Annotated in this window: 14 protein-coding genes; 2 read left to right on the top strand and 12 right to left on the bottom strand. The window is 45.1% G+C overall.

Annotated features, from left to right (window positions below; translation table 11 throughout):
* Positions 1–707 precede the first annotated feature (707 nt).
* On the bottom strand, positions 708–1,289 hold the full coding sequence (locus MAS10914_RS0107655; protein WP_026082404.1) for a DUF1997 domain-containing protein: 582 nt from the start codon (positions 1,287–1,289) through the stop codon (positions 708–710).
* Between the two features lie 181 nt (positions 1,290–1,470).
* Here MAS10914_RS0107655 and pheA point away from each other — a divergent pair, with 181 nt between their 5' ends.
* Entirely contained in the window at positions 1,471–2,364 is an 894-nt protein-coding gene (gene pheA / locus MAS10914_RS0107650) for a prephenate dehydratase (RefSeq protein ID WP_017315328.1), read from the top strand.
* A 47-nt stretch (positions 2,365–2,411) separates the two neighbouring features.
* On the opposite strand, the gene MAS10914_RS0107645 is transcribed toward pheA, so the two are convergent.
* From MAS10914_RS0107645 to rpsG, 6 genes are all read right to left on the bottom strand, one after another.
* Positions 2,412–3,062, bottom strand: coding sequence for an LON peptidase substrate-binding domain-containing protein (locus MAS10914_RS0107645; RefSeq protein WP_017315327.1), 651 nt, complete (start codon positions 3,060–3,062; stop codon positions 2,412–2,414).
* A gap of 330 nt (positions 3,063–3,392) precedes the next feature.
* Positions 3,393–3,641, bottom strand: coding sequence for a hypothetical protein (locus MAS10914_RS0107640; protein ID WP_017315326.1), 249 nt, complete (start codon positions 3,639–3,641; stop codon positions 3,393–3,395).
* 161 nt (positions 3,642–3,802) lie between these two features.
* A complete protein-coding gene (rpsJ, locus tag MAS10914_RS0107635) occupies positions 3,803–4,120 on the bottom strand; it encodes a 30S ribosomal protein S10 (protein WP_010998474.1) in 318 nt (105 codons plus the stop codon).
* A 188-nt stretch (positions 4,121–4,308) separates the two neighbouring features.
* The gene (gene tuf / locus MAS10914_RS0107630; protein ID WP_017315325.1) at positions 4,309–5,538 is read right to left on the bottom strand and encodes an elongation factor Tu; all 1,230 of its coding nucleotides are present in this window, start codon (positions 5,536–5,538) and stop codon (positions 4,309–4,311) included.
* Between the two features lie 22 nt (positions 5,539–5,560).
* On the bottom strand, positions 5,561–7,639 hold the full coding sequence (gene fusA / locus MAS10914_RS0107625) for an elongation factor G (protein WP_017315324.1): 2,079 nt from the start codon (positions 7,637–7,639) through the stop codon (positions 5,561–5,563).
* Positions 7,640–7,802: 163 nt separating this feature from the next.
* Complete coding sequence (gene rpsG, locus MAS10914_RS0107620) at positions 7,803–8,273, bottom strand: 30S ribosomal protein S7 (protein WP_017315323.1); 471 nt, start codon at positions 8,271–8,273, stop codon at positions 7,803–7,805.
* 26 nt (positions 8,274–8,299) lie between these two features.
* On the opposite strand from rpsG, the gene MAS10914_RS35410 reads away from it, so the two are divergent.
* Positions 8,300–8,536 carry a hypothetical protein gene (locus MAS10914_RS35410; protein ID WP_232224128.1) on the top strand — a complete coding sequence of 79 codons (237 nt, stop codon included), beginning with the start codon at positions 8,300–8,302 and terminating at the stop codon, positions 8,534–8,536.
* A 328-nt stretch (positions 8,537–8,864) separates the two neighbouring features.
* Here MAS10914_RS35410 and rpsL read toward each other — a convergent pair whose 3' ends face one another.
* The 5 genes from rpsL to MAS10914_RS33995 all read right to left on the bottom strand — a co-directional run bounded on the left by rpsL (position 8,865) and on the right by MAS10914_RS33995 (position 13,104).
* Complete coding sequence (gene rpsL / locus MAS10914_RS0107615; protein ID WP_017315322.1) at positions 8,865–9,245, bottom strand: 30S ribosomal protein S12; 381 nt, start codon at positions 9,243–9,245, stop codon at positions 8,865–8,867.
* Positions 9,246–9,429: 184 nt separating this feature from the next.
* On the bottom strand, positions 9,430–9,792 hold the full coding sequence (locus MAS10914_RS0107610) for a HesB/IscA family protein (protein WP_017315321.1): 363 nt from the start codon (positions 9,790–9,792) through the stop codon (positions 9,430–9,432).
* A 242-nt stretch (positions 9,793–10,034) separates the two neighbouring features.
* Positions 10,035–10,466, bottom strand: coding sequence for a phosphomannose isomerase type II C-terminal cupin domain (locus MAS10914_RS0107605; protein WP_017315320.1), 432 nt, complete (start codon positions 10,464–10,466; stop codon positions 10,035–10,037).
* Between the two features lie 258 nt (positions 10,467–10,724).
* On the bottom strand, positions 10,725–12,719 hold the full coding sequence (locus MAS10914_RS29780) for a phosphodiester glycosidase family protein (protein ID WP_017315319.1): 1,995 nt from the start codon (positions 12,717–12,719) through the stop codon (positions 10,725–10,727).
* Positions 12,720–12,894: 175 nt separating this feature from the next.
* Positions 12,895–13,104: a hypothetical protein gene (locus tag MAS10914_RS33995; RefSeq protein ID WP_156818112.1), complete on the bottom strand. Its 210-nt coding sequence runs from the start codon at positions 13,102–13,104 to the stop codon at positions 12,895–12,897.
* Between the last annotated feature and the right edge of the window lie 64 nt (positions 13,105–13,168).

Raw genomic sequence — 13,168 nt, 5'->3', positions numbered from 1 at the left:
CGGTGAGATGAATTGCGACCAATAAAAAACATGGCTTCGCAATACCTTGGTGTAGTAGAATATACTTGACACCAAAAAAGTTAGGGTTAGGCAAGATTGGTGTTTCTCCACCAAACAACTCGCATCACCAAAAGGAAATACCTGATGAACAGGGGGGTCGAATGTTGTGAATCAGACAAACGATACATCAGAATAAGTATTTTGTGACTGCGGTCGGGCAGCCCGTGGTAGTAAAACAGATGCTTGTGGAGGGGAATCTGTCGGGGTCAGTGCCTGTGGGAGAGTTTTTAACTCGTTATACCACAGTGGGCTAGAAAAACCTGTTGAAGCAAGAATCTCCCTTCACAGGCTTCGCCTGTGAAGGTGAGAGTGTCAAACAGCATCCATGCAAATGGTGGCAGAAAGTGGCTTTCTCAATTTTGAATTTTCAGATTTTGAATTATGTATTGAGAGGAGTTTACATTATGTGATGCAGCTGGTTGCGTTTCTTGAAACCTGATATAACCACAGATTTATACAGGTAAACACAGATTTCTTAACGATAGAATCCCAACAAGTTCATAAAGATTCCACACGTTCGCGCCTAAGCGCAAGGACAAGCCATAAAGCCATGCATTTATGAAAGGCTATTTTACATCTGCGTGTATCTGTGTACATCTGTGGCTTAAACTCAATCATGTGTTTATCAATACTAAAGAGTATCACTATTACTCTGGATTAAGGAGCGGGATATTTTCATTATCAACTCCTGTATCTCCGGTCTGAGATATTATCCAACAGCGATAATCTACGAGAAGCTGATGCAGCAATCTTTGCTTAATTGTCAACAAAACGCTCTTGAGTAAACCATTGCCAGCTGCTTCTAAAATTGCTTTGGGCATATAGGAAAACGGTGGTGGTAACTCTACCAACACTTCTAAATCTGCTCTTCCTTTAAGAAGGGTGCTAGTAGCTTGCTGATGGGGAGACAAATACCCTTTTAAATTTAGATCAAAGCGCTGGTTAATATACTCTACACCCAAAATTTCACAACCTAGCGATCGCACACAAATTGTTCCATTTGATTCAGCCCAGACTTTCATATCTACAGTTGGTTGAATGCTAAGTGACATAAAGTTGAGAGGACGCATTTTCAAGCGAAAAACTTCCGTACTAAGGTGCTGAATACGGGTAGGATCAACTAAAGCGTTAACCAAGCGTTGGGGCTGACGCAAATAGTGCTGAATCGGAATAGGCTGCTCTGGAATAGCAATTTCAACCGATTGAGAGGCAGTAAACCGAGTATGCATGAGCATATTAAAATATGTGTTAAATAATTGTAATATCTTCTTAAGAAATTGTGTTATCAGTCATTGGTCATGAGTTATTAGTCAGATCATTTAGTCATTAGTGTGGAAAGAAGTTTATTATGTCTGATTACGAGTCAGAAAACTCAATACAAATCGAACTATCCACACAAAACTAAATTCCATGACCCTATCTATTGCACATTTAGGACCTCCTGGCACTTACGCAGAACAAGCAGCTCTTCTTTATCTCAACTGGCTTACTAAAAGTACGGGAGTTGAAGCTATCCTATGCCCTTATCCCAGCATCGCTCAGACATTGCGAGCCGTCGATAAAAGCCAGGTACATTTAGCTGTTGTGCCTGTGGAAAATTCTATTGAAGGCAGTGTAACTATGACGCTAGATACACTGTGGCAGCTAGATAGTTTACAAATTCAGTTGGCTTTGATCATACCAATCGCTCATACATTAATCTCCTGCGCTCAGAGTTTGGAGGACATCAAAATAGTTTATTCTCACCCACAAGCCCTAGCACAATGTCAGGTATGGTTGGAGCGGTTTCTCCCGAATGTACAGCTTATTCCAACGAATTCCACTACTGAAGCATTAGTGCAACTGGAGCAGGACTTAACTGTAGCCGCTATCTCATCTCAACGAGCAGCGCAACTATACAACCTGCCTATGATAGCTAGCGGTATTAACGACTATCCCGAAAACTGTACTCGCTTTTGGGTGATTAGCCAAGGTCATATGGCAGCCTCTCGTCCCACAGCTATAGAACGTGCTAGTCACACGTCCCTTGCTTTTAGTACTCCGGCTAATATACCTGGAGCGCTGGTAAAACCGCTGCAAGTGTTCGCCGCTCTAGGCATTAACCTCAGTAAAATTGAGTCTCGCCCGACAAAGCGTTCTCTGGGGGAATACCTATTTTTTCTAGATATGGAAGCAGATGCATCTGAACCACAAGTGCAATCTGCTTTAGCAGAAATATCCCCCTACACAGAGATATTAAAAATCTTTGGGAGTTACAACGTACTGCCTATCAGCGCCCTCAATGGAGGTGTGAGTGGTTCATAGTTAGTTGTTACTGAATTGATGACTACTAACTACTTACCACTCACCATTCACAACTTCTGATTAAAGGTGTCTTTGAGAACGGTACGAGCTGCCAAGTGATTGCGAGTTGAAGTGAGAATTTCTGCTTCCCGTTCTAGACGAGCAGCGGTGTCCTGCATTTCTAACAATATCTGCTGCTCTGTAGCAACACCGTATAGGTTACTTGCTACCCAGTAAGATAGCTCTATTGGTAAATCTGGCAAATCTTCTGGCAGTTCAATGTTTTGTTCAGTTAACTTGGCAGACAGACGCACGACATCTCTAAGTAGTTGTTCTACATCAGTTGCCAAAGGTCTTAAATCGTTTGCAGGGGAGTGGTCTTCGATCCATTCCACTAACCCGACTCGATATGGCTTTTCACGAACATACTTTATGAGGCGAAATCTTTGTTGACCCAATGTCAGCATCTTCATTCGGTCATCTGGTAGTCGTTGATAATGAATGACTTCCGCACAGCAGCCAACGTTAGCAATTGTGCCTCTCATCGGATCTACCATCAAGACCCCGAACCTGCGATCGCTCTCCAAAATTGTGTTCATCATTATTCGGTAGCGAAATTCAAAGATGTGCAGGGGTAAGGGTCTTGTCGGAAATAGAACTACTTCCGGTAACGGGAACAGAGGTAGTTCGCAAACTGCAATTTTAGAAGAGGATGTCATTGTTACCTTGGTATAAATTTAATCTTAAAAAGCTTTTCTTCTCTGCTTTTCCCGTACCTTTTCTACATTCTATCATCTTGTTTCAGAGCTCAAAAAAGCCTTGAGATATATTTCTTCAAGGCTTTGTCTTGATTTATACAAAATAATATCTTTTTAAGAAGAACTCAGTTATCAGAACTCAGAACTCAGAATACATCCTCACGGATCAACGAAGGGGGAAGGGATCTGGGGGGTATTTAATTCCTGTACCTATCGTTCCCTTGTTCTGTTTTCTTTCTTTGCATCAATGAATAATGGTGCTAGTATCCTTTTTGCTGTTTATCATTCTGACTACTGAGTTCTACGTTCTGAAGTTCTTTCTTTGGTCAGTTGTTGGTGAGTCAGTGCGTTGCGGGGGTCTCCCCCCAACCCTAACGCCAGTCCGCACCCTGCGGGAAGCCGCTGCGCGTCTACAACAAGTCGGGAGACCCTACGCCCGTCGCCTGCGGAGGAGCGAGTGCCGTCTTGAGGTCTCACGCCACTCCCCTCAAGTCGGGAAACCCTAACGCCCGTCGCCTGCGGAGGGAAACCCTGCTGCATAGCGCTGGCTCCTCCCGTGAGGGTTCCAGAGCAAACCGTTGTAGCAACTGACGTTGACGCAGCCTCTGCTGAGGAGATACCCGAAGGGTTGTTAGTTGTTGGTCATAAGTTGTTAGAGAGTATAACTAACCACGAATAAATAACTACTAACAAATAACTAGTTACAGCTTAACTTCGATGTCCACACCAGATGGGAGATCCAGTTTCATTAAGGCATCAATAGTTTTAGAAGAAGGCTGGTAGATGTCTATAATCCGACGATGGGTACGGGTTTCAAAATGTTCCCGTGAGTCCTTATCTACGTGAGGAGATCGCAACACACAGTAGATTTTGCGTTTTGTGGGTAAAGGAATAGGTCCTATAGCTGTAGCATTGGTGCGGTTAGCTGTGTCTACAATCTTCTCGCAAGATGTATCCAATAAGCGGCGGTCAAATGCTTGTAAGCGAATTCTAATCTTTTGCTGCTGTAGAGTTGCCATCTTAAATTTTCCAGGTTCTAATGAGTTGTAATTAGGGATTGGGAATTCGAGACTAGCGACAGGGAAAGAACTTTTTCAATCCCTAATCGCTAGTCTCCATTACTTGTATGTAGCGCGTAGATTGACGCCAAAAGAGCAGAGATGTATTATACCATCTCTGCTCCTTTTTTAGTTAAGGTGCAAAGGTGCTATTTGACGATTTTGGAAACGACACCAGCACCAATGGTACGACCGCCTTCACGAATAGCAAAGCGCATTCCTTGCTCAATAGCGATCGCGTTGATCAGTTCCACCGTCACCTTGATGCGGTCTCCGGGCATGACCATTTCCGCCTCACTGCCATCATCAGCAGTGAAGGTTTTGATGGTGCCAGTCACATCGGTTGTCCGCACGTAGAACTGAGGACGGTAGCCTGCGAAGAAGGGAGTTTTCCGACCGCCTTCTTTTTCTGTCAGGACGTACACTTCACCTTCAAATTGGGTGTGAGGGGTAATAGAACCAGGCTTAGCGATTACCATACCCCGTTCAATATCAGCTTTCTGGATACCACGCAACAGTATTCCGGCGTTATCCCCAGCCATACCTTCATCAAGGCTCTTCTTGAACATCTCGATACCAGTTACGGTAGTGCTGCGAGTGGCTTTAATGCCCACCAGTTCCACGTTATCGCCGATTTTGACTTTACCCCGCTCAATACGTCCGGTAGCTACGGTACCACGACCTGTGATCGAGAACACGTCTTCCACTGCCATCAAGAAGGGCTTATCCACATCGCGCTCAGGTGTAGGGATGAAAGAATCTACAGCATCCATCAATGCGTAGATTTTATCTACCCACTCATTCTCACCCCGCTGCGTCTTGCCGTTCTTAGTCATGACTTCCAGCGCTTGTAAACCAGAACCTGTGACAATTGGAATGTCATCACCAGGGAATTGGTAGCTAGACAGCAATTCACGTACTTCCAATTCCACCAATTCCAAAAGTTCTTCGTCGTCCACCATGTCTTGTTTGTTCAAGAAGACGACTAGGCTAGGAACACCTACCTGTCTTGCCAACAGGATGTGTTCGCGGGTTTGAGGCATTGGACCGTCAGCCGCAGAAACCACCAGAATAGCACCATCCATCTGAGCAGCGCCAGTGATCATGTTCTTCACATAGTCAGCGTGCCCAGGACAATCTACGTGAGCATAGTGCCGATTTTGGGTTTCATACTCTACGTGAGCGGTGTTGATGGTAATACCCCGTGCCTTTTCTTCCGGAGCTGCATCGATTTCATCGTACTTCCTTGCCTGCGCCTGACCAAGAGCCGCCAGGGTCATAGTGATGGCTGCCGTTAACGTGGTTTTACCGTGGTCAACGTGGCCAATAGTACCGATGTTAACGTGGGGTTTATTCCGTTCAAACTTTGCGCGTGCCATGAATGCTAATTTCCTTTTCTAATTAAGCGTTCCCTTTGCTTTTAGCTATGATTGCCTCAGCCACGTTGCGAGGCACTTCTTCATAGTTGCTAAACTCCATTGAGAAGATGCCCCGACCTTGGGTCTTCGACCGGATATCAGTAGCGTAGCCAAACATTTCTGCCAATGGGACTTTCGCAGTCACTTTAGCAAGACCCTGCTCAGATCCCATCCCCTCAATTTGCCCACGACGGGAATTGAGGTCGCCCATCACATCCCCAAGGAAGTTTTCAGGAACTTCTACCTCAACTTTCATCATAGGCTCTAACAAGACGGGTGCAGCTTTCATCACTGCTTCCTTCATCGCCATTGAGCCAGCGATTTTGAAAGCCATTTCTGAAGAGTCTACATCGTGATAAGACCCATCAACCAGCGTCGCTTTGACGTCAATGAGCGGATATCCTGCTAGAACACCTGATTCGCAGCTTTCCTTCATTCCCTGTTCTGCTGGTCCAATGTACTCTTTGGGTACGCTACCGCCAACAATCTTAGAGACGAATTCAAAGCCTGTTCCTGGTTGTCCTGGCTCCAAGTCAATCACAACGTGACCGTACTGACCTTTACCACCGCTTTGGCGGATGAATTTACCTTCAACTCTATTGACTGGCTTGCGAATTGTTTCACGATAAGCGACTTGCGGCGCACCGACATTCGCTTCCACTTTGAATTCGCGTAACATCCGGTCTACCAGAATCTCTAGGTGGAGTTCTCCCATCCCTGCAATCACGGTTTGGTTGGTTTCCGGATCGACGTGAACGCGGAAGGTTGGGTCTTCTTCCGAGAGAGATTGCAGAGCCTTGGACAGTTTGTCCATGTCGTTCTTGGTTTTGGGTTCAACCGCTACCGAGATTACAGGCTCAGGAATAAATAGGGATTCCAGAATCACTGGTGAGTTTTCATCAGTCAGTGTGTCACCTGTCAAGGTGTCTTTCAATCCCAAGGCGGCTCCCAAATCCCCAGCCCGTAGTTCATCGACATCTATCCGGTCATCTGCTTTCAAAACCACTAAACGAGAAATCCGTTCTTTCTTGTTCTTAGTGGCGTTGAGGACGTAGCTGCCCTTCTTCAGAACACCGGAATAAACACGAACAAAGGTCAGGCGACCGTAGGGGTCTGCCATAATCTTGAATGCCAGAGCCGACAACGGTTCGTTGTCGTCGGCATGGCGCTCAACAGCTTCGCCATTTGGCAGTGTACCTTGAATTGGTGGTACTTCGGTGGGTGCTGGCAGGTAATCCACCACCGCATCCAATAACAGCTGTACACCTTTGTTTTTGAATGCCGAACCGCAAAGCATTGGCACAATAGTACCTGCAACCGTGCCTTTACGTAGAGCTGTGCGGATTTCGTCTTCGGTAAGTTCCTCGCCTTCGAAGTACTTGGTCATCAGGTTATCATCGGTTTCCGCTACCGCTTCAATTAGTTTGGTGCGGTACTCTTCTACCTGAGAGCGCATATCTTCTGGGATCTCCGTTTCTTGGATATCGGTTCCCTGGTCGTTTGTGTACATATATGCACACATCTTCACTAGGTCAACGATCCCCTTGAAGTCGCTTTCACTACCAATGGGCAACTGAATTGCTATGGCATTTGTCCGCAGGCGATCGCGCACTTGCTCGTAAACTTTGTAGAAGTTGGCGCCAGTGCGATCCATCTTGTTCACAAAAACGATGCGAGGCACTTTATACCGATCTGCCTGACGCCATACTGTTTCTGTTTGCGGTTGCACGCCACCTACAGAACATAAAACTGTAATTACACCGTCTAGTACCCGCATGGAACGTTCTACTTCAATTGTGAAGTCTACGTGTCCTGGGGTATCAATAATGTTAACTTGATAATTTTTCCAACTGGTACTAATAGCAGCAGCAGTGATAGTAATTCCCCGCTCCCGCTCTTGTTCCATCCAGTCAGTTACAGCGGTTCCTTCATGGACTTCACCAATTTTATGAATTATCCCAGAGTAAAATAATATTCTCTCTGTTGTAGTTGTTTTGCCCGCATCTATATGCGCCGCAATACCAATATTGCGTACTCTCTCTAGCGGGTTTGTACGTGCCACAGCTGCCTCCTATAGTTTTTGGCTCATGATATCTTGTATATTACACTTTGTTAAGATATTATACTTTTACGGAAAACCGTCTTTTTCCAGTAAATACACGATCTATCGCTCTTCAATTACGATATATCACCCTTGTAGAGACGCGCCATGGCGCGTCTTTACATCAATAACGATAGTGAGCAAAGGCTTTGTTAGCTTCTGCCATGCGGTGCGTTTCTTCCCGCTTACGAATCGCGTTCCCGGTTTCGTTGGCAGCATCCATCAATTCATTTGCCAGCCTGCTTGCCATTGTACGACCTGGTCTTGCCCTTGAAAACTGCACCAACCAACGCATTGCTAAGGTTGTACCCCGTTCGGCACGCACTTCCATAGGGACTTGGTAGGTTGCCCCACCAACTCGACGAGCTTTGACTTCTACCAAAGGCGTGGCGTTACGCACAGCTCTTTCAAAGGTTTCCAACGGATCGCCACCAGTCCGTTCCTCAATTGTTTTCATGGCAGCATAAACAATGCGTGCGGCAAGAGATTTTTTGCCATGACGCATTATCCGCCTAATTATCATGCTGACAAGACGACTGTTATACACCGAGTCAGGCGGAACCGGACGCTTTTGAATAACACCACGACGAGACATACTTAACCTTCAGTTCTAAATTGGCAATGAGACTATATGCTATATGCTATCGAACACCAGAAGCTCTGAACGGCGAATGCCGTCGTCACACTTTCTTCAGCTGTTTCACTACAATTGCAGTTACGCTGACTGGTAAAAATTGCTACCCTCAACTAGATGAGGCGACAAAATTATATACTGTGACTGACTCTATTCATCAAACTTCCACAAGCAAGTACATAATTGCTGGGCGTGTTGATGTCATACAGTTTCGCGTACTTTGAGCTTTACATCGGCAGATACAGTTGGTCAGTCTTATTAAACTCCCTGTACCAGTTTCACGCTTAGTCTGCCTGACCGACCGATGGGTGTTACCAGAAAAATCCTCGCAGCGCTTTTATCCCGACTCTAAGCCAAGTTTTGAACAAACACAAGCTCATCCTAGAGCCGAATCCGCCTAGGAAACTTATCTGACTTAATTTCTGCAAATAGGCGCCTTAAGCTTACTTATGATGACTGTCTTTACAGAACTATAGCCAAAAGCGCTTTCACCATATAGAAGGAAGAACTAGATGCGATTAATCGGAGTTTATACGATTAATCACACCCAATCTACTGTTTAGGTTTAGGACGCTTTGTTCCATATTTGGAACGACCTTGCTTACGGTCTTTGACTCCGGCTGTATCTAAAGTGCCACGGATAATGTGGTATCTCACGCCTGGTAAGTCCTTGACACGACCGCCGCGAATCATCACAACAGAGTGTTCTTGCAAGTTATGACCAATCCCTGGAATGTAAGCTGTGACTTCAAATCCAGAGGTCAATCTTACCCTTGCTACTTTGCGTAGAGCTGAGTTTGGCTTTTTCGGTGTGGTTGTGTATACTCTGGTACAAACACCCCGACGTTGAGGGCATTGTTTTAGAGCTGGGGACTTGGTTTTCTGACGCGCTTGTTCGCGTTCGTTACGTATGAGCTGCTGTATAGTTGGCATGAGTTACAGCGCGAGAAGCTGCCTATAGTCTAAGTTTTAACAAATCCTAATTATATCTTTTTTTATGGTTTTGTGTCAAACTTTTTCGTCATTATTTTTCTTCCCCTATTCCTCCATTTCCCCCTACACTCTTCCAGGCGTATAGGCGCAAGCCTGTTTCCTTTCTACGGTTCAACACTAACCGCTATGTTCTATGAGTTGTTGAAAAGGAGTTACCACATCCACAAGTCGCATTTGCCTGGGGGTTGTAAAAACGAAAACCACCGCCCATCAAATCCTCTGAATAATCCAAAGTCATCCCGTTGATATATTGTAAGCTTTCGGCGTCTATGACGACTTGAATACCTTGAGAGTCAAAAACGAGAGCGCCCCCTTGGGGTGGCTCCTCCGCGCCATCGGCGCTCTGTAAAGCTGCATTAAAGGACATATCATAATACCACCCGGAACACCCACCAGGTTTAACAGCCAAACGAAATAAGACGTTTGGGTGCTGCTTTGATTTTAATCGTCTTATTTCATCTGCGGCAGCATGACTCAATTGAATCATAAAAGTGACAATACAATAGAAAACCCTATTCTCATATTACAAGGGGGTTAATACATGAGCGAAAAAATTAGCTAAGAAACCCGGTTCTTTGAAGAAACCGGGTTTCTCAAAAATTAGCATACTTTGGGGTACTTTCAATTCCTGCCTAATATTAGGAGGAACTTTCTATAGATATATTCAATTTTTAAATCAAAGCCGTTAAAGCAGTGCAGACGACTTTCCTAATTTCGATTTCGATAGCGTTATGATTGGTTTTTATCTTCAATACGGGCGTAGTCGTCCTGGTAGCGGACAATATCATCTTCTCCTAAGTATTCCCCATTTTGAACTTCAATCAACACTAAGGGAATCACGCCAGGATTCTCTAATCGATGAGTTGTACACTGGGGTACATAGGTTGACTGATTATTGCTCAGCAATATTTCTAGATCACCACAGACTACCTTGGCTGTACCAGAGACAACAATCCAGTGTTCGCTACGGTGGTGATGCATTTGTAAGCTGAGGCGGTGTCCGGGCTTAACTTCAATGCGCTTGATTTTATATCCACGCCCTTCTTCTAAAACAGTAAATGAACCCCAGGGGCGAAGTTCGGTTGCAGCCACACCTCTTGGGGTGATAGCTGGTGGAAGGGGCAGTGTGTTAGTTTGTGTTGCTTCTTGAAATTGAGCCATATTTACCTCATGTTGTGACACAACAAACCGTCAGTACTTTGTAACCATTAATGGAAAAAAAGGCGTGATGTTGCAACCGTGGAAATGAGCAATTCATGCCACTTTGCCAAAGATAGCAAAATCAGGCGGTGGGGTGTCATAAATAACCCATGAAACTTGTGCCTCTACACCAAGTCTTCATCAAGTCACAAGGCAACTTATTCTAAGCTTCAAAGTCAAGAGTCTAGGGTAAAATTAATTGCTCTGAACTTTTGACTTTTAATTGCGGACTTCGCGTAGACCCCCTTCAGGCGGCTTGTTGTAGGGTAGAGACAAGAAAATACCAATCCCGTTGTGAACGCGAGCAACAGTATTAGGAGAACGGTCAAGGAGTTGCCCTCCCAAGTAAAGACTGGTAGAACTGCCCCCATCCAAATTGAGAGCATTTACGCATCCCAAAAGTCGCATTAACTGGGCGTGTTCTGCTAAGGTAGGTCCTGCACCGCCAGCGCGATTATGTACAGCTGCAATCATCAGATTTCCTGTTGTCGTTGTGCAGATACCGCTACGAACAGCCTTTTGAGCGATAAAGGCATCGCTAAATTTTTCGGCTTTGGCATCTAGAACAATTTGACGATTTTGCAGTAGCAGTGGCCCTGCTCCTAAAATGTGAGGGTAACGGCTAAAATCACCAGGGGCAGTGGAACTAGTCATCCTTACAGATGAACCAACGGATAAAGCAGAGGCATTGCTCGTAGCCTTACCGCGTAATGTTAGCAGGTGGCCATCCTGTGGTATTGGAATAGCAGTTTCCCCAGCTTTATCTGCTGTTAGCTGATTGATAACCTGGTTTTTCTGTATGACAAGAATGATTTCGTTGTCAGTTAGGGGAGTATAGGTTGCTCCCCATGCAGGCGTGTAACGGGCAATACCACTCTGAACATAGCCACTATTGAGAGTCAAAATTGGCAACTGTACCTTATTGCTGCCAATCAGAGTTTCTCGTAGGTTGAGACGACCAATGTAAAATTGCCCAGAATCATTCCACGCGATCGCTCCCCGATTCAGAATCGGACTTGACAACCATTGACCATCCCGACGAATTGCACCCAGAGGTAATTGGTTATTACGGTTAAAAAAGCCACCATTAATGGCTGCAACTGCCGAGTCTTGTTGTGCCGTTTGAATCAGGGGAGCAGTACCTACTAAGGTGTTAGTCGTTGTCCAAATAGGTTTCAGTTTTATCCCGTAGCTGCGAGGATTAATTTCTAACCATACAACTGGAAAGCGTTCTTGACCTAAATTCACAAACTGCTGTCGCCAGCGTAACCCTGGTGCCCATGCAATATTTCTCTCCACCATTGCATCAGGTCGAATTTCAATGATCAGACGATTGGGGTTAGATACAGTACTAACCCGGGGAGCTAACCCTAAGGGAACGCTGAGACGAATTATTGTTTGATTATTAGCCACTTCTACTTGTTGAATCAGTGGTTCGGACGTTTGTGTCGATGGTGAGGCATTGTCCCCTAATCCTCCTACTTCCCCCTGTATTGGCGGAGTGTAGCGTTCTACCAAAACCGGGTCGGCTATTCCATCAAGGGTAATCGTCCACTCTCTATTAAGTGGCGAGGAGAGGGAGACAGACGCGGGGAGTTTTGTTAAGGAATTCTCTGTGTCCTCTGTCGTTGGAGAAAATTGGGGTTGCGGTTTTCTTACTGGTAGCCCTTGTGTGATTTGCCAGGGAGTTGGGCGATCCAAATCTAGAATAATGCGAGTGCCTACAGGTTGCTTGTCCTGATAAATATTTGTGACTTTGGTGGTAGGTGTGGTGATGATTAACGTATTTCCATTGGCTTGCATCTCCCATCTAGCTGTTTTTGCGAAATTTGTAATATCTAGATAGCGATATCCTTTTGTTAGTAAACTAGTTAAAACCAGTGGTTTAGTATGAGATGAAAACCACTGTATTGGTTGTCTCGCTGCATTGCTACTGTCTAATAAATCTACGCCAAATAATTGCCTAACTGCCCCGTCACTGAGATGAATACTCAACAAGCCTGTTTTTCCGCGTTGCTGCAACCAAGCCCCAGACAAAATGCGACCATTGAGAGAAATTTGGGTACCATAGGAAATTACCCCTAATAAAGCAGGAGGTGGAGGTGACTTTTGACTAAGAAGACCCACAGAATTCTCTGTGTTCCCTTTGTTCGCGTCTGTATGTCCCTGTGTCCCCGTGTCAGTCTCTAATAAGGACTGCGCTTTTGCATTCATACAGGTAGCTGTTAAGCATAGTACTGTCAAAAGTATGGATGACAGGAAAACCATGAGAAACCTGCTATTGCCCTTATTGACAGTATCGCTCGGGTGTTGTTGTGGGCAAAAGGTTGGTATTTCTCCCATAATTCGCAATTTACTTCTGAAAAGAATTCCTTAAGGTATTGAATAACTATTGAATAACTATTGTCGGGTGTAGGGCAAATTCTGAATGACTTAAATATACCCTTCTGGTGATGCCTCCGGCACGCCTAGAGGCACGCCAGGCAGTGGCTGCCCTCGTGTAGCGAGCAGTTCTCTTGGAGGGTAACCCTGCCGTAAGAAACTGCGCTAATGGTGTCACCACCAGACCTAGTTTTAACCAAGAAGCAGAGTGAGTCATTTGTAAAAATCAAAAAATAAGAACATGAGTTCTGAACTAGAACGGAATGTGATATTGTATATAT

This window comes from Mastigocladopsis repens PCC 10914, from assembly GCF_000315565.1.
Taxonomy (GTDB): domain Bacteria; phylum Cyanobacteriota; class Cyanobacteriia; order Cyanobacteriales; family Nostocaceae; genus Mastigocladopsis; species Mastigocladopsis repens.
This window is presented reverse-complemented; position numbering and strand designations above follow the sequence as displayed.

Coding starts and splice junctions, on each gene's coding strand:
- MAS10914_RS0107655 (WP_026082404.1), bottom strand. CDS start 1,289: ATGCATACTCGGTTTACTGCCTCTCAATCGGTTGAAATTGCTATTCCA.
- pheA (WP_017315328.1), top strand. CDS start 1,471: ATGACCCTATCTATTGCACATTTAGGACCTCCTGGCACTTACGCAGAA.
- MAS10914_RS0107645 (WP_017315327.1), bottom strand. CDS start 3,062: ATGACATCCTCTTCTAAAATTGCAGTTTGCGAACTACCTCTGTTCCCG.
- MAS10914_RS0107640 (WP_017315326.1), bottom strand. CDS start 3,641: ATGCAGCAGGGTTTCCCTCCGCAGGCGACGGGCGTTAGGGTTTCCCGA.
- rpsJ (WP_010998474.1), bottom strand. CDS start 4,120: ATGGCAACTCTACAGCAGCAAAAGATTAGAATTCGCTTACAAGCATTT.
- tuf (WP_017315325.1), bottom strand. CDS start 5,538: ATGGCACGCGCAAAGTTTGAACGGAATAAACCCCACGTTAACATCGGT.
- rpsG (WP_017315323.1), bottom strand. CDS start 8,273: ATGTCTCGTCGTGGTGTTATTCAAAAGCGTCCGGTTCCGCCTGACTCG.
- MAS10914_RS35410 (WP_232224128.1), top strand. CDS start 8,300: ATGAGACTATATGCTATATGCTATCGAACACCAGAAGCTCTGAACGGC.
- rpsL (WP_017315322.1), bottom strand. CDS start 9,245: ATGCCAACTATACAGCAGCTCATACGTAACGAACGCGAACAAGCGCGT.
- MAS10914_RS0107610 (WP_017315321.1), bottom strand. CDS start 9,792: ATGATTCAATTGAGTCATGCTGCCGCAGATGAAATAAGACGATTAAAA.
- MAS10914_RS0107605 (WP_017315320.1), bottom strand. CDS start 10,466: ATGGCTCAATTTCAAGAAGCAACACAAACTAACACACTGCCCCTTCCA.
- MAS10914_RS29780 (WP_017315319.1), bottom strand. CDS start 12,719: ATGAATGCAAAAGCGCAGTCCTTATTAGAGACTGACACGGGGACACAG.
- MAS10914_RS33995 (WP_156818112.1), bottom strand. CDS start 13,104: ATGACTCACTCTGCTTCTTGGTTAAAACTAGGTCTGGTGGTGACACCA.